The organism is Nocardioides sp., assembly GCF_014360585.1.
Taxonomy (GTDB): domain Bacteria; phylum Actinomycetota; class Actinomycetes; order Propionibacteriales; family Nocardioidaceae; genus Nocardioides.
Window position 1 is genome coordinate 22,114 of sequence record NZ_JACIXG010000041.1, and the last position, 23,963, is coordinate 46,076.

The 23,963-nt window shown below is 69.7% G+C and carries 16 protein-coding genes; 12 read left to right on the forward strand and 4 right to left on the reverse strand.

The features are described from left to right. The first annotated feature begins 41 nt into the window (after positions 1–41). Together H5T77_RS14790 and H5T77_RS14795 are read left to right on the forward strand one after the other, a co-directional pair. Positions 42–1,442 carry a cystathionine beta-synthase gene (locus tag H5T77_RS14790; protein WP_292650470.1) on the forward strand — a complete coding sequence of 467 codons (1,401 nt, stop codon included), beginning with the start codon at positions 42–44 and terminating at the stop codon, positions 1,440–1,442. A 57-nt stretch (positions 1,443–1,499) separates the two neighbouring features. Beyond that, positions 1,500–1,853: a hypothetical protein gene (locus H5T77_RS14795; RefSeq protein WP_292650472.1), complete on the forward strand. Its 354-nt coding sequence runs from the start codon at positions 1,500–1,502 to the stop codon at positions 1,851–1,853. On the opposite strand, the gene H5T77_RS14800 is transcribed toward H5T77_RS14795, so the two are convergent. Beyond that, a complete protein-coding gene (locus H5T77_RS14800; protein ID WP_292650474.1) occupies positions 1,814–4,378 on the reverse strand; it encodes a LuxR C-terminal-related transcriptional regulator in 2,565 nt (854 codons plus the stop codon). The two genes, H5T77_RS14795 and H5T77_RS14800, sit on opposite strands and share 40 nt — an antisense overlap. Before the next feature lie 466 nt (positions 4,379–4,844). Here H5T77_RS14800 and H5T77_RS14805 point away from each other — a divergent pair, with 466 nt between their 5' ends. From H5T77_RS14805 to H5T77_RS14820, 4 genes are read left to right on the forward strand one after another with little or no spacing between them, the layout of a single operon-like run. Beyond that, positions 4,845–6,314, forward strand: a complete 1,470-nt coding sequence (locus tag H5T77_RS14805) for a cytochrome ubiquinol oxidase subunit I (RefSeq protein WP_292650476.1) — start codon at positions 4,845–4,847, stop codon at positions 6,312–6,314. Positions 6,315–6,344: 30 nt separating this feature from the next. Then, positions 6,345–7,346: a cytochrome d ubiquinol oxidase subunit II gene (cydB, locus tag H5T77_RS14810; protein WP_292650478.1), complete on the forward strand. Its 1,002-nt coding sequence runs from the start codon at positions 6,345–6,347 to the stop codon at positions 7,344–7,346. Continuing rightward, positions 7,346–10,774: a thiol reductant ABC exporter subunit CydD gene (cydD, locus tag H5T77_RS14815; RefSeq protein ID WP_292650480.1), complete on the forward strand. Its 3,429-nt coding sequence runs from the start codon at positions 7,346–7,348 to the stop codon at positions 10,772–10,774. The genes cydB and cydD overlap by 1 nt, the downstream gene beginning before the upstream one ends. Beyond that, complete coding sequence (locus tag H5T77_RS14820) at positions 10,768–11,430, forward strand: response regulator (RefSeq protein ID WP_292650482.1); 663 nt, start codon at positions 10,768–10,770, stop codon at positions 11,428–11,430. Before cydD ends, H5T77_RS14820 begins: the two co-directional genes overlap by 7 nt. Position 11,431: 1 nt before the next feature. Here the strand turns inward: H5T77_RS14820 and H5T77_RS14825 are convergent, their stop codons facing one another. Both H5T77_RS14825 and H5T77_RS14830 read right to left on the reverse strand, forming a co-directional pair. Next, positions 11,432–13,063: a sensor histidine kinase gene (locus H5T77_RS14825; protein ID WP_292650483.1), complete on the reverse strand. Its 1,632-nt coding sequence runs from the start codon at positions 13,061–13,063 to the stop codon at positions 11,432–11,434. Positions 13,064–13,160: 97 nt separating this feature from the next. After that, positions 13,161–13,586 (reverse strand): YchJ family protein, encoded by a 426-nt coding sequence (locus H5T77_RS14830; RefSeq protein WP_292650485.1) that lies wholly within the window; start codon positions 13,584–13,586, stop codon positions 13,161–13,163. Positions 13,587–13,689: 103 nt separating this feature from the next. Here H5T77_RS14830 and H5T77_RS14835 point away from each other — a divergent pair, with 103 nt between their 5' ends. The 6 genes from H5T77_RS14835 to H5T77_RS14860 all read left to right on the forward strand — a co-directional run bounded on the left by H5T77_RS14835 (position 13,690) and on the right by H5T77_RS14860 (position 23,034). Further along, positions 13,690–16,593 (forward strand): AfsR/SARP family transcriptional regulator, encoded by a 2,904-nt coding sequence (locus H5T77_RS14835; protein ID WP_292650487.1) that lies wholly within the window; start codon positions 13,690–13,692, stop codon positions 16,591–16,593. 301 nt (positions 16,594–16,894) lie between these two features. Further along, the gene (locus H5T77_RS14840; protein ID WP_292650488.1) at positions 16,895–18,298 is read left to right on the forward strand and encodes a magnesium chelatase ATPase subunit I; all 1,404 of its coding nucleotides are present in this window, start codon (positions 16,895–16,897) and stop codon (positions 18,296–18,298) included. A 129-nt stretch (positions 18,299–18,427) separates the two neighbouring features. Continuing rightward, a complete protein-coding gene (locus tag H5T77_RS14845; RefSeq protein ID WP_292650489.1) occupies positions 18,428–20,443 on the forward strand; it encodes a vWA domain-containing protein in 2,016 nt (671 codons plus the stop codon). Positions 20,444–20,554: 111 nt separating this feature from the next. Next, a complete protein-coding gene (locus tag H5T77_RS14850) occupies positions 20,555–21,334 on the forward strand; it encodes a TSUP family transporter (RefSeq protein WP_292650491.1) in 780 nt (259 codons plus the stop codon). A gap of 19 nt (positions 21,335–21,353) precedes the next feature. After that, a complete protein-coding gene (locus H5T77_RS14855; RefSeq protein ID WP_292650493.1) occupies positions 21,354–21,980 on the forward strand; it encodes a YigZ family protein in 627 nt (208 codons plus the stop codon). Between the two features lie 43 nt (positions 21,981–22,023). Next, the gene (locus H5T77_RS14860; protein WP_292650495.1) at positions 22,024–23,034 is read left to right on the forward strand and encodes a GNAT family N-acetyltransferase; all 1,011 of its coding nucleotides are present in this window, start codon (positions 22,024–22,026) and stop codon (positions 23,032–23,034) included. An 11-nt stretch (positions 23,035–23,045) separates the two neighbouring features. Here the strand turns inward: H5T77_RS14860 and H5T77_RS14865 are convergent, their stop codons facing one another. After that, complete coding sequence (locus H5T77_RS14865; protein WP_292650496.1) at positions 23,046–23,849, reverse strand: SDR family oxidoreductase; 804 nt, start codon at positions 23,847–23,849, stop codon at positions 23,046–23,048. Positions 23,850–23,963: the final 114 nt, after the last annotated feature.

Genomic DNA, 23,963 nt, shown 5'->3' on the forward strand with positions numbered 1-23,963 from the left:
GGGATATAGGGGATCTCACCTAGTGGACATACGCTGTCGGTATGGAGTACGTGGACTCGCTTCTCGACCTTATCGGCAACACTCCGCTCGTGCGGATGCAGCGCGCGTTGGACGGCGCCGGGGCCTCCGAGCCCGGCGCGGGACCGTTGGTTCTGGCCAAGGTGGAATATCTCAACCCGGGCGGCTCGGTGAAGGACCGCATCGCCATCCGGATGATCGATGCGGCCGAGGCCTCCGGTGAGCTCGAGCCCGGTGGGACGATCGTCGAGCCCACCTCCGGCAACACCGGCGTCGGCCTGGCGATGGTCGCCCAGCAGCGCGGCTACAAGTGCGTCTTCGTCTGCCCCGACAAGGTCAGCGAGGACAAGCGCAACGTGTTGAGGGCCTATGGAGCCGAGGTCGTCGTCGCGCCCACGGCCGTGCCGCCCGAGCACCCGGACTCCTACTACAACGTCAGCGACCGGCTCGCCTCGCAGCCCGGCGCCTGGAAGCCGAACCAGTACGCCAACCTCAACAACCCGCGCTCCCACTACGAGGAGACCGGCCCCGAGATCTGGCGCCAGACCGAAGGCAGGATCACCCACTTCGTGGCCGGCGTCGGCACCGGCGGCACGATCTCCGGAATCGGCCGCTACCTCAAGGAGCAGAACCCTGACGTCCAGGTGATCGGCGCCGACCCCGCCGGGAGCGTCTACTCCGGCGGCACCGGTCGGCCCTACCTGGTCGAGGGCGTCGGCGAGGACTTCTGGCCGGAGACGTACGACCGCGGCATCGCCGACCGGATCATCGAGGTCTCCGACGCCGACTCCTTCGCCTACACCCGCCGGCTCGCCCGCGAGGAGCAGCTGCTCGTCGGCGGCAGCGCCGGCATGGCTGCGTACGCCGCCAAGCAGCTCGCCGAGGAGCTGGCCGGCACGCCGGAGGGGGAGAACGCCGTGATCGTCGTGCTGCTCCCCGACTCCGGGCGCGGCTACCTGACCAAGGTGTTCAACGACGAGTGGCTGGCTCAGTACGGCTTCGCGACCGGCGAGGCGGCCAAGCAGACCGTCGGTGACGTGCTGCGCGGCAAGTCCGGCCGGCTTCCCGACCTGGTCCACACCCACCCCGGCGAGACGATCGCCGAGGCGGTGCACATCCTGCAGGAGTACGGCGTCTCGCAGATGCCCGTCGTGCGCGCCGAGCCGCCGATCGTGGCTGCGGAGGTCGCCGGATCGGTCTCGGAGCGGACCCTGCTGGACGCGCTGTTCACCGGCAAGGCCAAGCTCACCGACCCGGTCGAGGAGCACATGTCTCCGCCGCTGCCCACGATCGGCTCTGGCGCCGGCGCCCAGGAGGCGGCCCACACGCTGGGCTCCTCCGACGCGCTGCTGGTGCACGAGGACGGCAAGCCCGTCGGTGTCCTCACCCGTCAGGACCTGCTCTTCTTCCTGACCAGCTCCTGAGCCCAAGGCCACCCTCCCTCTAGCGGGGGAGGGTGGCGTACGCCATGATGCCTGCTCATGATCGCGTACCCCCACACGCGCCGGTCGGCCATCGCCGCGGCCCTTCTGATCACGATGCTCTCGTTGACCGGATGTGGTGCCGGCGATGGCAGCAAGGGTGGCGACCGGCCCAGCGTCGACGACATCGAGGCCCAGATCGCCAAGACCAGCGGGGACCAGGTGACCGAGGACCAGTCCGCGTGTCTGGCGAAGACCTACTACGAGTCGGATCTCTCCGACGAGGCGGTGCGCCTCCTGGTCGAGGCCGAGGATGTCGCCAAGATCAGCCCGGCGGATCTGTCGAAGGCCGACCAACTGGCCAGCAAGGAGCTCTACGACCCGCTGGTGAAGTGCCTGACGCCTGCTGAGTAATCGCCGTTCGGGATGGGCCGCAGCCAGGTGCTGGCCACCCGGGTGAGGTCCTCGCGGCCGGAGACCCCGGTCTTGCGGCTGATGTTGTGCAGGTGGGTCTCGGCCGTGCGGGTGCTCATCTCCAGGTCGGCTGCCAGCGAGGCGGTGGTCGGTCCATCGGGCAGCAGCCGCAGCACCTCGCTCTCGCGCGCGGAGAGCCCGATGTGGGTCACCGCGCGGCCGAACATGCCGGTGCGGCTCCCGGAGATCTCCGAGCGCTCCCACGCCATGTCGAGGGTCTCCGCGGCCGCGGCGAGGTCGCCGGCCTCACGCTGGAGGATGGCCAGGGAGATCGCGGCTCTGGTCACGAAGACGAGGGCGCCGGCGTCGGCGAGGGTCACGATCGCCTCGCGGAGGCCGTCGATGTCCCCGGAGGCGGCGGTCGCTGCGTACGCTCCCATGCCCTGCAGCAGCGGGCTCTCGGTCTCGGCGGCGAGGGCGGCCGCGCGGGCGATGTGCCTGTTCTCGTTGGCGCCGCGCTCGACCGCCTCGACGGCGAGGAAGACCCCGCCGGTGACGTAGCCGGCATCGAGGCGCTGGCCGACGAGCTCGCACAGCTCCTTGAGGCTCGGCATCCGGCCGCTGGAGGGCGCCATGATGCCGGCCACCATGCCGGGCCACGGGCCGAGCGGGACCTTCGCACCGCCGATCTGGGAGGCGAGACTGCGCGCATACTCCGGCCGGCCCTGCGCCTTGGCGATCTCGGCGCCCAGGGTCAGGATGCCGGTGTGGGCGAGGTCGCGGTGGGCGGCGACGCTGGAGGAGGAGAGGGTGCGGAACGCGACCTGGCTCGCCTCGGTCAGCCGTCCTGCGATGCTCAGGCCGAGCACGCTGAGGTAGGCATGGATCAGGATGAGCTCCGCGCTCTCACCCTGGGTCGCCGCCTCGAGGTGGTCATGGGCGGAGTCGATGCCGCGCTCCACGTCGCCGCCGAAGACGTCGGCCAAGCCGGTGAGGAAGGCGTGCAGGCCGGCCGGATAGGGCATCTGTGGGCGCTGGCCCTCCAGCAGGTTGCGGGCTTGTTCGACCGCCCCGGCGGCGAGGAGGCGCTCGGCAGCGACGACGCCGAGCACCTCGGCGCCGACCTCGTCTCGTGGGCCGGGCTCGACGGTCGGCAGCTCAGGGACGTACTCGGTCTGGAACCGCAGGTGAGCCCGCGCGCCCTCCAAGGTCGCCGCGAAACCGGGCAGCCGTTCGAGGCCCCGGTCGAGCACCTCGTTCGCCGCGTCCAGGTCACCCAGCTCGATCGCCTTCCAGTTGGCGAACCAGGCCAGCAACCAGGCCGACTCCTGCCCGTCTGTCAACGGCGTACGCCGCTCGAGCTCCTCGATCTGGTCGCGCGGTGCGGCCGTGTTGCGGAGCGCCATGAGCAGCGGCAGCGCCGTCTCGGCCGAGGGCATCTCGGTCCAGCGGCTGCGTGCGCGGGCGACGGTGTCGGCCATCTGGCGCAGCGAGCGCTGGTGGAGCAGGGCCGCGTCGGCGCCGCGCGGCCGGTGGGTGGCGTAGTCGAGAAGCCGCTGCTCGGTGGCGAGATGGTTGCGTGCGATCACCAGACCGAACGCAGACCCCTCGGCGATCAGGTAGTCGCCGATGACCGGTGGGTAGAGGCCGACGACCCCGCTTCCGGGGCCGTCCTCGCTGTGCCTGGCGATCCCGTGGGCGAAGAGCGCGTCCAGCACGCGGCGCTCGATGATCTTCTCGGCCTCGTCCAGCGGCACCGGTCCGGTCACCGCGAGCGCGGTCGCGGCATCCCAGGCCTCCTGGTCGAGCCCGGCGACGAGAGGCTCGACGGCCGAGGCCAGCTCCGGCGCCCAACCCGTACGCCGCGGCAGCCGCCACAGCCCGTCGAGCTGCTCCAGCACTCCTGCCCGGGGGCCGATGGTGGCGATCGCCCTGACCAGGCCGAGCAGGCCGCCGGTCACCATCGCGATGCGGGCCAGGGACCCGGCCTCCACCGGGCCGCCGAGGATCGATCGGCACTCCTCGTGCACCTCGTCGACCTCGAGCGTCGGGGTGCGGACCTGGACCGAGGGGGCGATCCCGAGCATCAGGGTGTTCTCGGCGACGGGGTGCTGGTGACGGCTGCTGGTCACGGCCAGGAGCCGGCGCCGGCGGTGGATGTTGCGCAGCGCGCCGACCGAGTAGGTGTCGAGCGCATCGGCGTCGTCGATGACCAGAACGGTGCCGTTCTCGACCTGCTTGTTCAGCGCCGTGGTCATCTCGCCGATGGTGCGACGGGGGCCGGCGGGGGTCGCGCCACCGATGCCGGCTGCGGTCAGCGCTGCGAACGGCTCGTTCTGCCACGCGCGATGGCCGCCGACATGGAGCACTGGCAGACCATCGTCCTCGAGCCGGTCTGCGACCAGTGCGCAGAGCTCGCTGCGCCCGGAGCCCCGGGGGCCAACCAGGTGGACGCTCAGGCCCGCGCCGACGTAGTCCGTGACCTCGTGGACCACCCGCGCGAGGACGCCTTCTTGATCCGACATGGCCACCCCCCGGTCCTCAAGGTACATCCAAATGCATACCGGATTTTCTGTGGGGACGCTGTATCGCCCGCGTATTGGGGCCACTGATACGCAGGTCAACTGTTTACAGTACGTAAACAGTCCGTCCGAGACCGCAACGTATGGCCGCAAATGATGAGATAGTGATCTCACGGGTTGAGGTACGCCTCAGCCTGAGTCACTGAGTGACACCTGTCGCCGCAACAGCTCCCCCCATCTGATTGCGGTGCCGGTGACACGAAGACCTGAGAGCCCGGCCGTCCCGGACTCGAGGTCGCGATCATCCCCCCGCGGTCGTGACCTCGAGCCCAGGGCGGCCGGGTTTCGGTTTTCCTGGGTCCGGTTTCTGGGTCCGATTTCTGGGTCCAGGTGGGGTGGCTCACAAGTCGCGCACCCCCGACAGAGGGGGTGCTGAGGCGCTCCGAGCGGCGGTGTCATAGTCACTGGCGTGGACAGCGTCCTGGAGTTAGCCAGGTGGCAGTTCGGCATCGTGACCGTCTACCACTTTCTGTTCGTCCCGCTCACGGTGGGACTCACCATGCTCGTCGCCGTGCTGGAGACGATCTGGCTGCGTACGAAGAATCCTGAGTGGCTTCGGCTGACGAAGTTCTTCGCGAAGCTCTTCCTGATCAACTTCGCGCTCGGTGTGGTCACCGGGATCGTGCAGGAGTTCCAGTTCGGGATGACCTGGTCGGACTACTCCCGCTTCGTCGGGGACGTCTTCGGGGCGCCGCTGGCGATCGAGGCGCTGCTCGCCTTCTTCCTGGAGTCGACCTTCCTCGGACTGTGGATCTTCGGCTGGGACAAGCTGCCGCGGGCGCTGCACAACGCGTGCATGTGGATCGTCCATCTGGGCACGCTGGCGTCGTCGTGGTTCATCCTCGCGGCCAACTCCTGGATGCAGCACCCGGTCGGCTACCGGTTCAACGAGATCACCGGCCGCGCCGAGCTCACCGACTTCTGGGCGGTGATGTTCAACAAGGTGCAGCTGGGTACGTTCCCGCACGTCATCCTCGCGGCGTACCTGACCTCGGCGGCCTTCATGATCGGAATCCTCGGCTGGCTCTACCTGCGCCGGCCGGGTGAGAACAACGCAGAGCGCCCGATGTACCGGCGCGGGATGGTCCTGGCGGCCTGGATCATGGTCTTCTCCGGCGCCGGTGTGGCGGTCTCGGGCGACATCCAGGGCAAGATCATGACCGAGGTGCAGCCGATGAAGATGGCGGCCGCGGAGGCGCTGTGGGAGACCTCCGAGTCGTGCGCCCCGTTCTCGATCCTCACCATCGGCACCCGCGACGGCAAGCACGAGAAGTGGGCCCTCGAGGTGCCCTGCGTGCTCTCCTTCCTCGGCACCGGCACCTTCGACGGCAAGGTCGAGGGCATCTACGACCTGCAGGAGAAGTACCGGGAGACCTACGGGTCGACACCGGGGGAGACCTACTACTCGCCCGGTGACTACACCCCGAACATCCCGGTCACCTACTGGACCTTCCGCTGGATGATGGGCCTCGGTGTGGCCGGCACCCTCGTCGGGCTGGCGGTCCTGTGGCTGACCCGCCGGGGACGTACGCCGACCGGGCTGGTCGCGCGCTTCCTGCCCGCGCTGGCGATCTCGGCGCCGGTGATGGTGCTGCTGGGCAACTCGATGGGCTGGATCTTCACCGAGATGGGCCGCCAGCCATGGGTGGTCTTCGGTGTCCTGACCACGGCTCAGGGAGTCTCGCCGGGCGTCGAGCCCTGGGAGGTGTGGATGTCGCTGATCGGCTTCACGCTCCTCTACGCCGTCCTGGCGGTGATCGAGGTCGGGCTGCTCATGAAGTACGTGAAGAAGGGGCCGGACCCGTTCGTCGAGCCGCCTTCCCCGACCCTGCGCGGCTCCGAATCGGATGCCGACGAGCCGATGAACTTCGCGTACTGAATCTCGACAAGCTCGATCACCGGAGTAAAAATGGAACTCACGACTGTCTGGTTCTGCCTCATCGCAGTGCTGTGGATCGGCTACTTCGTCCTGGAGGGCTTCGACTTCGGTGTCGGGATGCTGCTCCCAGTGCTGGCCCGCGACGACCGCGAGCGGCGGGTCATGATCAACACCATCGGCCCGGTCTGGGACGGCAACGAGGTGTGGCTGCTGACCGCGATCGGGGCCACCTTCGCCGCCTTCCCGGAGTGGTACGCCACGTTGATCTCCGGGTTCTACGTGCCGGTCTTCCTCATCCTGATCGCGCTGATCGTGCGTGGCGTCGCCTTCGAGTATCGCCACCAGCGCCCCTCGGCCACCTGGGCCGGCTGGTGGGACCGCGCGGTGATCTTCGGGTCCTACGTCCCGGCGTTCCTGTGGGGCGTGGCCTTCGCCAACATCGTGCGCGGGGTGCCGATCGACGCCGACTTCGAGTTCACCGGGACGGCGCTGTCGCTGCTCAACCCCTACGGTCTCCTCGGCGGCCTCGTCACGATGTCGCTGTTCGTGATCCATGGGGCGCTCTTCATCGCGCTCAAGACCGACGGTGAGATCCGCGGCCGGGCCCGTGCGCTGGCGCTGCGGCTCGGTGTCGCCGCGGTCGTGCTCGCCGTCGTGTTCATGTTCTGGACGCAGGCGCTGACCGGCAACCTCGCCTCGGCCGTGCTCTTCGTCGTGGCGGCGCTGGCACTTGCGGGTGGGCTCGGGGCGGCGTACGTCGGCCGGGAGGGGGTCGCCTTCACGGGCACCTTCATCGCGATCGGGCTGGTCGTGGCCGGGCTCTTCGTGGGGCTCTTCCCCGACGTGATGCCCTCGACCACCGACTTCGCCAACTCGCTGACGACGACGAACGCCGCGGCGTCGCCCTACACGCTGAAGCTGATGACCATCGTCGCGGCGGTGTTCGCGCCGATCGTCGTGGGCTACCAGGCCTGGACGTATTGGATCTTCCGCAAGCGGATCTCGATCCACAACATCCCCGCCGGACACTGATGCGCCCGAACGATCCCCGACTGCGGGCCCAGCTGACGGTGGCCCGGCGGCCGCTGGCCGTCGTCGTAGCCGCCGGGGTGCTGGGTGCGGTGCTGCTGATCACCCAGACGTACGCGATCACCGGACTGCTCATCAGCGCGATCCGCGACTCGGGGTCGGGGGCGGTGGGCGGCTGGGGCCTGGCCGTCGTGGCGGTCTTCGTCGGCCGGGCAGTCGTCGGGGTCGTCTCCGACGTCGCCGGTGCCCGCGCGGCGGGGGTCGTCGGGGCGGACCTGCGGCGCCGGGTGGTCGGCGCGATCCTGCGCGGGCAGGCGGGTCGCTCGGGATCGCTGTCCGCGCTGGCCACGCGCGGGGTCTCGGCCGCCGAGCCATACCTGACGCGCTACGTGCCGGCGCTGGTGCTCGCCTGCGTACTGCCCGTGATGGTGCTTGCGGTGATCGTCTGGACCGACCCGCTCAGCGGTCTCATCGTGGGGCTCACGTTGCCGCTGATCCCGATCTTCGGGGTGCTGGTCGGGCTCACCACGCGTGACCAGGCGGCCAGCCAGTGGCGGACTATGTCGGCGCTGGCCGGTCATTTCCTCGACGTGATGAAGGGCCTGCCGACCCTGGTCGCCTTCGGCCGCGCCAACGCACAGTCGCGGGTCATCGCCACGATCACCGACCGCTACCGCCGTCGCACTCTCGAGACCCTGAAGATCGCCTTCGCCTCCTCGGCGGTGCTCGAGCTCGTCGCGACCATCGCGGTCGCGCTCGTCGCGGTCACGATCGGGGTCCGGCTCGCCGCCGGATCGGTCGACCTGCAGACCGCGCTCGTGGTCCTGCTGCTGGCTCCCGAGGCCTACTGGCCCCTTCGTCGTATGGGCGCCGAGTTCCACGCCGCCGCCGAAGGCAGCGCCACCCTCGAGGCGACGGCAGATCTCTCCCGAGACGTCACGCGCGTCGGCCGAGACGTCACCGATTGCCATCTCGACCGACGGGAGCGACGTCTCGGCATGGTTCTCGACGGGGTGGGGCTGACCTACCCGGGTCGGGAGCGGCCCGCGCTGATGCCGGTCTCGGCGACGGTCCCGGACCGGGGGATCACCGCGATCGTCGGTCCGAGCGGGTGCGGTAAGTCGACGCTGCTCGCGACGATCGCGGGCCTGCACGAGACGTACGCAGGCACCGTCGAGCTCGACGGGCAGACCCCCGCTGCGGGCGACGAGTGGCGAGAGCGTTTCGCCTACCTTCCCCAGCGGCCGGTGTTCGTCAGCGGCACGATCGCCGACAACCTGCGTCTGGGCTCGCCGGAGGCGACCGAGAGCGACCTGTGGCGCGTACTGAAGCGGGTCGCGCTCGCCGAGCGGATCGCCGAGCTCTCCGGTGGGCTCGACGCCGACCTGGCCGAAGACGGCCGCTCGCTCTCGGGTGGTGAGCGGGCGCGGCTCGGGCTGGCCCGCGTCGTACTCTCCGAGCGCCCCTGGGTCCTCCTCGACGAACCCACCGCCCATCTCGACCCCGACACCGAGCGGATCATCGCCGACACGGTCACCGACCTGGCCCGCCACTGCGCCGTCGTCCTCGTCGCCCACCGCCAGACCCTCATCGACCTCGCCAACCACGTCATCACCCTTTCTGCCGAGACGTCACGGGCGTCGGCCGAGAAGTCGCTCCCGTCGCCCGAGGCGTCGCTTGCGTCGCCCGAGACGTCGCTTGCGTCGTCCCAGATGGCAACCGGTGACGCTTCGACCGACGCGGGTGACGCCTCGACCGACGCGGGTGACGCTTCGACCGACGTACCTGACGCCTCGGCCCGGGTTGCGCTGTGGGGGTCGGCGGTGGTCGGCGGGTTAAGCTGGGCGTCGGGGGTGGCGCTGACGGCGCTGGCGGGGTGGCTGATCATCAAGGCCTCCTACCATCCGGTGATCCTGACGCTGGTGGCCGCGATGGTGGGGGTGCGTACGTTCGGGATCGCGCGGCCGGTGCTGCGCTACCTGGAGCGGCTGTGGTCCCACGACAGCGCGCTGAGGCTGCTGGCCAGGCGGCGGGTCGAGATCTACGAGGCGCTGGTGCCGCTGGTCCCCGGCGCGCTCCCGGGCCGCCGGGGTGACGTGCTGGCCAGCGTCGTCGACGACGTCGACGCGGTGCTCGACGAGGAGCTGCGGGTGCGGCTGCCGGTCCGGGAGTACGCCGTCGTCGCGGCGCTCGCGGTCCTGGCGACCGCACTCATCGACCCGGTCGCTGCGGTCTTCACCGCGGCCACGGTGCTGGTGGCGGGCGCGGCCTTCGGGATCGCGTACGCAGGGGCAGCACGCGCCGAGCAGATCTCGATCACGGTGCGGGCGAGAGTGTCCGAGCAGGTGGTCGAGGCGACCCAGACGGCGACCGAGCGCCGGATGTGGCAGGCGAGCGAGCCGGTGCTGCACACCCTCGACGGTCTGGCCCGCACCGCCACCCGGGCGACGGTCACGGCCGCTGCTGCCGCCTCGATCGCCAAGGCGCTCGTCCTGATCACCGCCGGCGCGGCGGTCGCCGCGACCGCGGCGTACACCACTGTCGGCGACGGCCCGATGCTCGCTCTTCTCGCTCTGGTCCCGCTGGCGCTTGCCGAGCCCGCGGCGACCCTCGCCGACGCGGGTGCGGCCAGGGCCCGCACCCGAGCCGCGCAGAGACGCCTGGACGACCTCACCGGCCGCCGCCCGGCCGTCACCGCCCCCGAGCACCCGGCGCGGCCGACCGATGACACCACGGTCACGATCACCGGCGTCACCGCCCGCCCCGGTGGCCAGGGCGGCCAGAGCGTGGAGATCCCCGACCTGCACGCCGCGCCCGGCGCGAGGATCGGCATCGTCGGACCCTCCGGCTCCGGCAAGAGCACGCTGGCCGCGCTGCTGCTGCGCTTCCTCGACCCGGAGACCGGCACGATCGCGCTCGGCGGTCGGCCGACGCGCGACCTGGACCCCCAGGACGTACGGAAGATCGTCGGTCTGGTCGACGACGATCCGCACGTCTTCGCCTCCAACCTCGTCGAGAACGTCCGCCTGGCCCGGCCAGAAGCCACCGATGACGAGGTCGAGCAGGCGATCCGGCGTGCCCATCTCGTCGACTGGCTCGACGCCCTGCCCGCAGGGATGCAGACCAGGCTCGGCGACGGCGCCGACCAGGTCTCCGGAGGCGAACGCGCCCGACTGGCGGTGGCAAGGTCGCTGCTGGCAGGGCACAAGGTCCTGGTTCTGGATGAACCTTTGGCCCATCTGGACACCTCGACCGCCGAGTCGCTGGCGCGCGAGGTGCTCGCGCGGGAGGATGGCTCGACAGGTGAGACGGGAGTCGGTCCGCATGGCGGCACGAAAACCGTACTGTGGATCACTCACACATCGACCGGACTGGGGCTGACCGATACCGTGGTCTCCCTTCAACGAATGGGGGAAGTGAGACGGTGTTGACCGAGACGAGGACGATCCGGGTCTACCTGCTCGACGACCACGAGGTCGTGCGTCAGGGGCTGACGACGCTGCTCGACAGCCATGACGACATCGCGGTCGTGGGCCAGGGCGGCACCACCGCGCAGGCGCGCGAGGACATCGACCGCCTCCGGCCGGACGTCTGCGTGCTCGACGCCCGCCTCCCCGACGGCTCGGGGATCGAGGTCTGCCGGGAGGTCCGAGCGGCCTACCCCGAGATGCTCGCACTCATCCTGACCTCCTATGACGACGACGAGGCGCTCTTCTCGGCGATCATGGCCGGAGCGAAGGGCTACGTGCTCAAGGACATCCGCGGCAACGACCTCGTCGAGGCGATCCGCACCGTCTCCGGCGGCGGCTCGCTGCTCGACCCGCTGATGACCGCGAAGGTCATGGAGAAGATGCGCAACCCTGACGGCGAGTCGGCGCAGATGCAGGCGCTCACGCCCCAGGAGAAGCGCCTGCTCGCGCTCATCGGCGAGGGCCTGACCAACCGCGAGATCGCCGGCCGGATGTTCCTGGCCGAGAAGACGGTCAAGAACTACGTCTCCAGCATCCTGGCCAAGCTCGGTGTGCAGCGGCGCACCCAGGCGGCGCTGATGGCCAAGGAGCTCCTCCGCCCCCGTCGGGGTAACTGAGTCAGACCCCAGCGGTGATCGGCACCTGCCAGACGAGCTCGGTGCCGCTGGGCAGACGCGGGCCGATCTCGAGCTGACCGCCGAGCTGGACCGCGCGGCAGCGGGCGTTCTTCAGCCCGCTCTCCTCGGCCTCCTCCGGGACGCCGCCGCCGTCGTCGCGTACGACCAGCTTGACCTCGCCGTCCTGGAGGCTGAGCTCGATCTGGGCGCTGTGGGCCTGGGCGTGCCGGGCGAGGTTGGAGACCGCCTCGCGCAGCACCGGAAGCAGGTGGTTGCGGACCGAGTCGGGAACGGCGGTGTCGACCGGCCCGGTGATCTTGATCTCCGGGGTGAAGTCCATGACGCCCGCGTACTCCCGGACGACCTCGCGCACCTGCGCACGCAGCGAGGAGGCGTCGTGGTTGCTGAGGTCGAAGATGGAGCCGCGTACGTCCTTGATGGTCTGGTCCAGCGCGTCGACCTGCTCCGAGAGGCGCTTGGGCAGGTCCTCGACGCGCTGCGGGTTGCGGCCCAGGGTCTCGAGCTGGAGGCCGATCGCGAAGAGACGCTGGATGACCACGTCGTGCAGGTCGCGGGCGATCCGGTCGCGGTCGGTGATGACGGCGAGGTCGGCGCGATCCTCGACCGCACGGAGCCGGTCCAGGGCGAGGGCGGCCTGTCCGGCGAAACCGAAGAAGAGCTCACGCTCGTGCTCGTCGTGCGCGGCGGAGGCCTTGTCGTAGATCGCCAGCAGCGCGCCGCGTCCGGCGAGCGAGGAGCGGACCGGGGCGACCACGATGTAGAGCCCGTCGGCCTCGAGGTCCAACGGCTCGACGATGCGCCGGTCGATCAGGAGCGGGACCTTCTCGGTCACCGCGCGGACCCGCTCCTCCTGGCCGGGCACGGCCGCGACCCCGGAGACGAGACCGTGTTCGATGCGGGTGCCGGCACCGACCCCGATCGCTCGCATCAGCGGTAGCGCGGTCTCGCACATCCGCTCCAGCGCGACCGTGTGCTCCAGCGGAGGGGTGAGAGCCCGGCTGAGCTCGGCGCTCGCCTCGAGCCACCTGCGGCGCTGCTCGCTGAGCTCGAGCTCGCGTACCTTGTCGATCTGGGCGCCCGCTGCGCGGGCCAGGGCGACGACGAGCTGCTCGTCGTGGCTGGTGAAGTCGGCGCCGCCGGCCTTCTCGGCCAGGAGCAGGTGTCCGAAGTCGTGGTCCTTGATCCGCAGCGGCACCTCGATGAACTTGCGCTTGCCGGGGTCGCCCGTACGCAGAGCGTGGCTGCCGCCGTCATCAGAGGTGTGGGGTGCGACCGGCAAAAGAGGATCGGGAGCGGTGGTTCCCCTGGGCCGGGTCGTCGATGCTGGCTCATCGTCGTCATCGAGGCGGGCTCGGCGGCCCCGGCTCTTCCCCACGACCTGCAGCGTCGGCTCCTGCTGGTGGCCGTAGGTGATCAGGTCCTGCAGGTCGCCGTCGACGTCGAGGACACCGAGCGCGCCGTAGCTCGCTCCGGTCAGCTCGCAGGCAGACCGGGTGATCCGCTCCAGCATCGCGCTCAGATCGAGCTCGCTCGACATCGCGATGACCGCGTCCAGGAGCGAGCGCGCCGATGGTTCGAGACCGGACAGGTCGTCGGTCGCGTCGGTGGTCACTCGTCAGAGTCTGTCCTGCCGGACCCGCCCGCGTCCACATATCGGCAACAGTTTCTCCACTGTCTGCCTCAAACCCACGCGAATGCGTGCTTTCGGGTCAAACGTCGGCTATCTCGCCGTCGACGTAGAGCCACCGTCCGGCACGCACCTCGAACCGGCTGTGCTCGGCGAGCACGCCGTCGCCCGCCGGAGCCCGGTAGGAGGCCCGGAAGGCCACCCAGCCATGGGTGTCGTCGTCGAGCCCGGAGCCCTCGATCTCGAGACCCGTCCACGTCAGCCGCGGGTCGGGTGCGGCCACGCCCAGATCGTCCGGGCGGGTCCCCGGGTGCCAGGTGCGGAAGATGTAGTCCCAGTCCCCGAGGGCGTACGCCGCATAGCGGCTCCGCATCAGCTCCTCCGGAGTCTCGGCCAGGGCACCGCCACGGTGCAGCCGGTGGCAGCACATCGCATAGCGCTCCCCGCTGCCGCACGGACACTGCTGTTGCAGCGGAGAACTGCCGGGAATACTGCCGAACGGGGACATGAGCCCAGTGTGTATCAGAACGCACTTTTTTCTGTCCTAGGGCAAGAAGGTCAGCCACTATTGTTTAGGCGAGGCTCAACTCAGGAGAGGCGGGGATACTTCGGTGACGGATGTGAGCATCTGTCTTCTCGGGCCCCTGCTTGTCAGTCGTGCAGGGGAACTCATCGAGGTCCCGGGACGACGCCCCCGCACGCTGCTCGCGCTGCTGGCCATGGAAGCCGGCACCCCGGTCTCCGCCGACCTCCTCGCCGACCGGATCTGGGGCGAGGACCTCCCTGACAACCCGCGTGGCAGCCTGCACACCTACATCGGGCGGCTGCGTCGCGTGCTCGGCAAGGAGGTCGTACGCCGCGCCGCCGGCGGCTACATCCTCGACCTGCCGCGCTCGTCCGTGGACGCGCTCGCCTTCGTCGACCTGCTCGACGGGGCCCAGGGTCCTGAGGCGTACGAGCGGCTGGAGGCAGCCATCGAGCTGTGGCGCGCCGACCCGTTCGACGACTCCGCGGGGCAGTCGCTCGCCGAGCGCACCCGGCCATGGCTGGTCGACCGCTATCTCGCCGCCCTGGAGCATCGCGCGGAGCTCGACATCGCTGCGGGCCGTGCGGCGAAGGCGGTCGCCGACGTGCGCCGGGTGGTGGGTGATCATCCGCTGCGCGAGTCCCTGTGGGCGGTTCTCCTGGACGCGCTGGACGCCGCGGGGCGTACGGCCGAGGCGCTGGAGGCCTTCGAGGAGGTCCGGGCACGGCTGGCCGACGAGCTCGGCACCGACCCCGGCGCGGAGCTGCGCTCGACGTTCACCCGACTGCTGTCCGGCGCCTCGCCGACCGCTCCGCAGACCGAGGACCCCGAAGGGCAGGCGATGGTGCCCGCGCAGCGGGTCTCGGAGGAGGACATGGTCCCGCGGCAGCTTCCGGCCGACATCCCCAGCTTCTCGGGGCGGGAAGCAGAGCTCCGGCTGCTCGACGCGGTCACGATCTCCCACGACGTCGGCTGGCCGAGCGTGGTCGCCGTGCACGGCATCGGGGCAGTCGGGAAGACCGCCCTCGCCGTGCATTGGGCACGGAGCCGGACCGAGCACTTCCCCGACGGGCAGCTCTTCATCGACCTGCGTGGCTATGGACCGGGTGAGCCGCTCTCGCACGCTCAGGCGCTCACGACCCTGCTGATCGGGCTCGGTGTCGATGTCGCCTCGGTGCCGGCCGAGGTGGATGCGGCCTCGGCCCTGCTGCGTACGACCCTCGCTGGGCGACGCATGCTTCTGGTGCTCGACAACGCGCGCGACTCCACCCATGTGCGTCCCCTGCTTCCGGGCAGCGACTCGCTGGCTCTGGTGACCAGCCGGAGCCAGCTGCGTGGCCTGGCCACCCGCGAAGGCGCCCGGCGGATCGCGCTGGACACCCTCGCTCCGGAGGAGTCGGTGGCCTTCCTGAAGCAACGGCTCGTCGACCGGTCCGCGGGCGAGGCGGACATCCGCGCGCTGGCGGACCGGTGCGGGCACCTGCCGCTGGCTCTCGCGGTCGCGGCCGAGCGCTGCAGCCGCTACCCCGACCTCTCGTTGACCGACCTGCTGGCCGAGCTCGACGGTGAGACCAGCCGCTTGGCCGCGCTGGAGGCGCCGCTCGATCCCGTCTCGGACCTGCGCGCGGTCTTCTCGTGGTCCTACGACTCCCTCGACGAGGAGTCACGGCGTGCCTTCCGCCTCCTCGGCCTCCGTCCCGGACACGAGATCGGGATGCCGGCGATGGCGGCGCTCTTCGCCGCCGACATCGCGACCGCGCGGCGCCTGGTCGACAAGCTGGTCGACGCCAACCTCGTCCGTGAGCACCGCCCTGGCCGCTTCGTGCTCCACGACCTGATCCGCGACTACGCGCTGGAGCTGGGCTCGGCGGAGGAGTCGGGTGAGGCACTCCGGCGACTATTGAGCTGGTACTCGCACTCCCTTGTCGCTGCCGCCGTTGCTGACCGTCGGCCGCTTGGGATGATGAGGCTTGATCCGGTCGTAGGTGGAGTGACGCCTTTGACCTTCGCGACCGCGCAGCAGGCGCGTTCCTGGGGTGATCGAGAGTGGCTCAACATGGGGAGCGCCGTTCGGCTCGCTGCGGGTCTGGGGCTCCACTCTCCCGCGTACCAGTTGGTCAACAAGATCTTGTTCTTCGCGATACGGCACCCACCCAGTGACACCCTTGAACTCCAAGAGATCGGCGTGGACGCAGCTTTGCGAGCAGGGGAGTTCGTTGACGCCGCATATGTGCGGAATCAGTTAGGGATCACCCGTGCGCGTGCTGGCGACCTGTCTGGTGCGATCTCAGATTTCCGCGCTGCAGCGGCGGTGTTTCGCGAGGCTGGAGAAGCAATGGGGCTTGGGATGTCCCTGTCGAACTACGGCCAGGCAATGGCGGCAATAGGGGCGTTCGAGGAGGCTGTCTTGGTCCTCGAGGAGGCGCATGCCGTCGCGGTCGAAGCCGGCCTCGACGTTCGCGTACGCAACAGCTTGATCGCTCGTGCTGAGGTCTACGTTCGGATGGGGCGTTATGAAGATGCGCTTGCGCTGTTCGAAGGGGAGATCGGCACAGATCCCGTCGACGCTCAGTCCGCCGCGCCTGGGGCGACCTTGATCGACGCGCTGATCGGGATGGAACGCTACGACGATGCTGAAAAGCACCTGTGCCGCGAGTTGGCACGTCATACGCAGAATCGCAATCGGTGGAGCGAAGCCCGGCTGCTCTTCCGTCGCGCCAAGATCGAACGGAAGACTGATCGGGGCACTCACGCGCGAGAGACTCTCCACGAGGTCCTCGGGATCCTTGACGAAGTCGGCGAACTCGACCACACCGAGCTGACTCGGGAGGAGGTCGAGGGGTTACTCACGAGCCTCGGCGCCATCGCACGGGTTCCGGAAATAGAACGAGATCCGAGACGGCAGGGCCTCGGATCTCGAAATCAGCCCGCGATGACGAACTATGCGCCGCCTTCCCAGGCATCTCCGGGGCCGTCAGCAACGATGTGAGCAGGCGCCACAGCTCCGCCCTCCCAACCGTCTTCGCCGGCGTTTCCCTGCCACGAGTGTGCACCGCCTGACGTGGCGAGTCCAATCACAGCGGTCGCAGCGGCGACGGTACCTAGACGCAGAATGTTGCGCTTCATCACAATCGTCCTTCCGAGTTGGTGGAGTTGCCCGACGAGGCTATCGAGGTCACCGCTGTTGGTCCGCGAAATCGGCAAACTTCGCGCGGGACGCATGGAGGGCTGACCGACACCGGGATGATGCCACCAGCACCAAGGTTGGGCGGCGGCGTAGCGTTGCGTTCGTGACTGCCGCACCCACGATCAGCACCCTCGGCCAGCTTCGCGAGAGCGGCCACGTGTTCAAGTCGCTCCGCCAGGAGATCCGCGACAACCTGCTGGCGAAGCTGGCCGCCGGAGAGGACCCCTGGCCCGGTCTGCACGGGCTCGAGGACACCGTCATCCCGCAGCTCGAGCGTGCCCTGATCGCCGGGCACGACGTCGTCCTGCTGGGCGAGCGTGGCCAGGGAAAGACCAGGCTGCTGCGTACGTTGGTGGGGTTGCTCGACGAGTGGACCCCGATCATCGAGGGATCGGAGCTCGGCGAGCACCCCTATGAGCCCGTCAGCGTCGGATCCCAGCGGCTGGCGGCGACGGCCGGCGACGCGCTGCCGGTCGCGTGGAAGCACCGCTCCGAGCGTTACTCGGAGAAGCTGGCCACGCCCGACACGTCCGTGGCCGACCTGATCGGCGACGTCGACCCGATGAAGGTCGCCGAGGGTCGCTCGCTGGGTGACCCGGAGACGATCCATTTCGGCCTGATCCCGCGCTCCCACCGCGGCATCGTCGCGATCAACGAGTTGCCCGACCTGGCCGAGCGGATCCAGGTGGCGATGCTCAACGTGATGGAGGAGCGCGACATCCAGATCCGCGGCTATGTGCTGCGGCTCCCGCTCGACCTGCTCGTCGTCGCCTCCGCGAACCCGGAGGACTACACCAACCGCGGCCGGATCATCACCCCGCTCAAGGACCGTTTCGGCGCCGAGATCCGCACCCACTATCCGCGCGAACTGGAGGCGGAGATGGCGGTGATCCGGCAGGAGGCCACCTTGGTCGCCGACGTGCCGGACCATCTCCTCGAGATCCTGGCCGTCTTCACCCGTCATCTACGCGGCTCCTCCGCGGTCGACCAGCGCTCCGGGGTCTCCGCGCGCTTCTCGATCGCGGGGGCCGAGACCGTCGCCGCCGCCGCGCTCCACCGGGCCACCGTCCAGGGTGAGGCCGACGCGGTCGCCCGCCTCGTCGACCTGGAGACCGCCGTCGAGGTGCTCTCCGGGAAGATCGAGTTCGAGTCCGGCGAGGAGGGCCGCGAGGCGGAGATCCTCACCCACCTGCTGCGTACGGCCATCGCCGAGACCGTCCGAAAGCGCTTCCGCGGCATCGACTTCGCGCTGCTCATCGACGCCATCGAGGACGGCCGCATGGTCACCACCGGCACCAAGGTCACCGCCCGCGCCTTCCTGGAGAGCCTCCCGGTCCTGGGCGAGTCCGACCTCTACGACCAGATCGGCGACCGCGTCTACGAGTCCACCGGCGGTCCCAAGAACGACGGCCAGCTAGCCAGCGCAGTGGAGTTGGCCCTCGAGGGCCTGTTCCTGGCCAGAAAGATCGGCAAAGACACCGAAGGCGGGGAGACGATCTATGGCTGAGTCTTCTCGCTGGTCGAGCCGCGCGAGCGCCAGCGAGCGCGTGTCGAGACCAACACAGCAGGCGACCGTGTTGGTTTCGACACGGATTCGCTCGTACCTCACGACTCCGGCTCAACCAGCGGGGCACTGATGAGCCGCTACAAGAAGTACGCCGGGGGTGACCCGCTCGCTCCGCCGGTCGACATCGCCGAGGCGCTCGACGCGATCGGCGAGGACGTGATGTCCGGCTACTCGCCCGAGCGGGCGATGCGCGAGTTCCTGCGGCGCGGGGGACAGGACCAGCGCGGCCTCGACGACCTCGCTCGGCAGATCGCCGAGCGGCGGCGTGAGCTGCTGCAGCGCCACAACCTGGACGGCACGCTCGAGCAGGTGCGCGAGCTGCTGGACAAGGCGGTCCTCGAGGAGCGCAAGCAGCTCGCCCGCGACGTCACGATGGACGACGGCGACCGCGCGTTCCGGGAGATGCAGATCGACAACCTCTCGCCGAACACCGCCGCCGCGGTCAGCGAGCTCTCCGCCTACGACTGGACCTCGCGAGAAGCCCGCGAGGCCTACGAGGAGATCAAGGACCTGCTCGGCCGAGAGGTCCTCGACCAGCGCTTCAAGGGCATGAAGCAGGCCCTGGAGGGAGCCAGCGACGAGGACCGTGAGGCGATCGCGGCGATGCTCCGTGACCTCAACACGCTCCTCGACCAGCACAACCGCGGTGAGGACACCGAGGCCGACTTCGAGGAGTTCATGGCCAAGCACGGCCAGTACTTCCCCGAGAACCCGCAGAACATCGACGAGCTGCTCGACGCCCTCGCGCAGCGCTCCGCGGCCGCTCAGCGGATGCTCAACTCGATGTCGGCAGAGCAGCGCCGCGAGCTCATGGAGCTCTCCCAGCAGGCCTTCGGGTCGCCCGCGCTGATGGAGCAGATGGCACAGCTCGACGCCAACCTGCAGGCAGCGCGCCCCGGGGAGGACTGGGGTGGCTCCGAGGAGTTCGGCGGCGGAGAGGGACTCGGCCTCGGCGACGGCACCGGAGTCCTGCAGGACATCGCCGAGCTCGACCAGCTCTCCGAGCAGCTCCAGCAGTCCTACGCCGGCTCGCGGCTCGACGACATCGACCTCGATGCCCTCGCCCGGCAGCTCGGCGACCAGGCCGCGGTCGACGCGCGCACCCTGCGAGAGCTCGAGCAGGCGCTGCGTGACTCCGGCCAGCTCGAACGCGGCTCCGACGGCGACCTCCGGCTCACGCCGAAGGCGATGCGCCAGCTCGGCAAGGCCCTGCTCCGAGACGTCGCGCAGCGGCTCTCCGGACGCCAGGGCGAACGCGACCTGCAGCGCGCCGGCGCCGCGGGTGACCTCTCCGGCTCGTCGCGCCCCTGGGCCTTCGGCGACACCGAGCCCTGGGACGTACCTCGCACGATCACGAACGCCGTCATCCGAGAGGTCGGAGAAGGCCGGTCGGGGCCGGGCGTGCGGCTGACCGTGGACGACATCGAGGTCCAGGAGACAGAGGCCCGTACGCAGGCAGCGGTCGCCCTCCTCGTCGACACCAGCTTCTCGATGGCCATGGACGGCCGTTGGGTGCCGATGAAGCGCACCGCGCTGGCGCTGCACACGCTGATCAAGAGCCGTTTCCGCAACGACGACCTGCAGCTGATCTCGTTCGGTCGCCATGCCCAGACGATGGAGATCGAGAAGCTGACCGCCCTCGACGCCATCTGGGACAAGGGCACCAACCTGCACCACGCGCTGCTGCTCGCCAACCGCCACTTCCGCAAGCACCCGGGCGCCCAGCCGGTGCTCCTGATCGTGACCGACGGAGAGCCCACCGCCCACCTGGAGCCGGGCGGTGAGGTCTGGTTCTCCTACCCGCCCCACCCGGTGACGATCGCGAAGTCCGTCGAGGAGCTGGAGAACTCCCGCCGCCTCGGCGCCCAGACGACCTTCTTCCGCCTCGGCGACGACCCCGGCCTGGCCCGGTTCATCGACTCCATGGCCCGCCGCGTCGAGGGGCGAGTCGTCGCCCCCGAGCTCGACGACCTCGGCGCCGCCGTGGTCGGCTCCTATCTCGGCGACAGGACGGCGCGGCGTACGTCTAACACCTACGGGGGCTATCCCGATGCGTTCGGGGGTCGTGGCTGGTGGGCCGGCTGAATGCTCACCGAGGTAACTCGGTGAGCGCCCACTTCCCTCGCGGAGTTCCACGAGGCAACCACACATCGACCGAGTTAACTCGGTGAGCATCCCGCCGCGTAATCTGCGCTCGTGCCAGAGGAGACGCTGAACGTACTCGCCCTTCTCGCCCTCGCGGCCCTGGCCGCCGGGTACGTGGACGCGGTGGTCGGCGGGGGCGGGCTGATCCAGCTCCCGGCGCTGCTGCTGTTCCTCCCCGGCGCCGCGCCGGTGCAGATCCTGGCGACCAACAAGCTGGCCTCGATCTTCGGCACCTCGATCAGCGCGGCGACCTATTATCGGCGGGTGGGGCCGGACCCGAAGACGTTCATCCCACTCATGATCCTCGCCTTCGTCGGCTCCGCCCTGGGGGCAGGGGTGGCTTCGTACCTTCCCGAGACCGTCTTCGAGCCCATCGTCCTGATCGCGCTGATCCTGGTCGGCGCCTGGGTGCTCTTCAAGCCGTCCCTGGGTGAGCTGACGGCCCTGAGGTACGACGACCACCGGCACGTGATCGGCGCGATGCTGGTCGGGTTCGCGGTCGGCTTCTACGACGGCGCGCTGGGTCCCGGGACCGGGAGCTTCTTGGTGATCGGGCTGGTCGGCCTCCTCGGCTACTCCTTCCTGGAGGCGAGCGCGAAGGCGAAGATGGCCAATGTCGCCACCAACCTCGCGGCGTTGATGGTCTTCATCCCGCAGGGTGCGGTGCTGTGGAAGACCGGCCTGGTGATGGGCGTGTGCAACCTGATCGGCGGCTACCTCGGGGCGCGGACCGCGGTCGCGAAGGGCGCCGGGTTCGTCCGAGTCTTCTTCATCGTCGTGGTCGCCGGGTTCATCATCCGCATCGGCGGCAGCGTGCTCGGCCTGTGGTGACATGGGCTCTGGAGGCGAGATGCACTACCTGACCATCGGCCGCGACGGCGCCGCCGAGATCGAGGAGAAGCGGTCCCGCTTCCTGTGCACGCTCGCTCGGGTCGACGACGAGGCCGAGGCGCGGGCGGTGGTCGAGCGGCTGCGCAAGCAGCACTGGGACGCCCGCCACACCTGCTCGGCCTTCAGGATCGGCCCGCCGCCACAGCCCGTCGAGCGGTCCAACGACGACGGCGAGCCGGCCGGCACCGCGGGGGCGCCGATGCTCGAGGTCCTTCGTGGCGCGGACGTCTCGGACACGGTCGCCGTGGTCACCCGCTGGTTCGGCGGGACGCTGCTCGGCGCCGGTGGCCTCGTCCGGGCCTACTCCGACGCCGTCCGCGCCGCGTTGGCCGAGGTCGGGACGCTGAGGCGAGAGCTGGTCCGGGAGTATCGGATCGAGGTCGCGTACGACGCTGCCGGCCGCCTCGAGACCGACCTGCGATCGGCGGGGGTATCGGTCCTCGAGACCTCCTATGACACGGCCGTGACGCTACGGATCGGGGCCCCTCCGGCGGAGGAGAAACGCATCGAGACCCTCCTCGCCGAGGTCACTGCCGGCGCGTCTGTGCTGGTCCCGGGCAAGGACCAGTGGGCAGACGTCAGTTGACGTTTGGGAGAATGGCCGGGTGAGCGACCAGAGCGAGACGCCCGTGGAACTCCCTACCGGATGGACGGCCAAGGTCCCCGACCTCGATGAACTCCCTGCACTTCTGAGGCTTCGAGCGGTCGACAAGACACCGTTCGAGGGGTCCGGAAAGGTCGACGCCGACGCCATCGCCGGCGAGATCGCCGGACCTGCCTCTTGGACCCGACAGCAGCTCGTTGCGATCGATCCGGACGGTGACGTACGAGCCTGGGCGATCGCCCACGACCGCGCCGCGGGGCGCACGCTCGTCTATCTCTACGTCGACCGCACCATCGCCCAGGCCGCGGAGGTGGCGGCCGGGCTCTATGCCTGGCTCGCCGAGCAGGCCCGGTCGATGGCCGAGTTGCGGGGCATCGCCGAGTCCCACCTCGACGCGAGCCCGTTCGCCGACGACACCGTGCAGCGGGAGTGGCTGGCGGCCGCGGGATTCACCAACCGACGCACCTGGTTGCACATGAGCCGGCCGGTGCTGCCCGACGAGAAGGTGCCCGATCTCCGTGAGGGCGTCGCCATCCGCCCGGTGGAGACCCACGAGAACGGCATGCCGGTGGCGGCCGATCTGCAGACCGTCCACCAGACCCTGGAGGAGTCCTTCCAGGACCACTTCAACTCCTACCGGGAGAGCTTTCCGGAGTTCGTGCAGCGGCTGCGTGAGGACCCGGGTCATCGCTGGGACCACTGGTGGCTGGCGTACGTCGACGACCCCGAGGCGGAGACGGATGACGCTGCCTGGCTGCCGGCCGGCTCGCTGGTCGCCTCGGTGCTCCCTGCCAACGCGGCCGGGGTCGAGGGGGCGTACGTCGAGTACATCGGCGTCAACCGCAATGCCCGCGGCCGCGGGGTGGCCAAGGGCCTGCTCTACACCGTCATCGGCGACGCGATCAAGCGTGGGCGTGACCGGGTCTCGCTCGAGGTCGACGCCGACAGCCCCACCGGCGCCGACGGGCTCTACAAGTCGATGGGCTGGGTGACCGACTACGTCACCGAGTCCTGGCACAAGGACGTCACGGTCTAGCCGTCTGAGGATCAGGCGCCGACGTCGGGGAGCTTGAGGTCGAGCGTCGGCGTCTCGGTGCCGCCGTCGACCTCGAGCAGCTTCCCGGTGACGAACTGGCCGGCTCGGGAGGTCAGGTAGACCACCCCGGCGGCGATGTCCTCGGCCTCGCCGATGCGTCCGAGCGGGGTCTTCGACTCGATCTCGCTGCGCATGTTGTCGTCTCCGGCCACGAACTCGAGGGCACTGGTCCGCACCGACCCGACGAAGATCCCGTTGACCCGGATCCGTGGGGCGAGGTCGGTGGCGGCCAGCCTGGTCCAGTGCGCCAGCGCCGCCTTCGCGGTGCCATAGGCGAGATAGCCCCGCCCCGCCGTACGCCCCATCATCGAGCTGATCGACACCACCGACTGCTGCCCGTCCGGGCTCTTCACCAGGTAAGGCACCGCGGCCCGGGTCAGTGCGTGCGCCGTGGTCACGTTGAAGTGGAACGCCTCCTCGAGGTAGGCCTCGTCGGTGTCGAGGAACGTGTTCGGGATCGTCCCGCCGACGTTGTTGACCACGATGTCGAGGCGCCCGAACTCCTCGTACGCCGCCGCGGCCAGCCCGGCCGTCGCGGCCGTGTCCGCCAGGTCCGCCGGCACCACCAACGCCCGCCGTCCCGCCGCCTCGACCTTCTCGGCGACCTCCCGCAGCTGCTTCTCGGTCCGCGACGCGATCACCACGTCCGCCCCCGCCTCGGCCAGCGCGACCGCCGTAGCCGCCCCGATCCCGCGCCCCGCCCCCGTAACCACAGCCACGTGGCCGGTCAGTTCGAACCGTTCAAGAATGCTCATCCTGGGTTTCCTTTCGATGTCGAGAAGTCAGGTACGTCGGCCGAGGCGTCACCCGCGTCGGCCGAGACGTCAGGTACGTCGGCCGAGTGGGCACGGCTCTGCCCACTCGGCCGA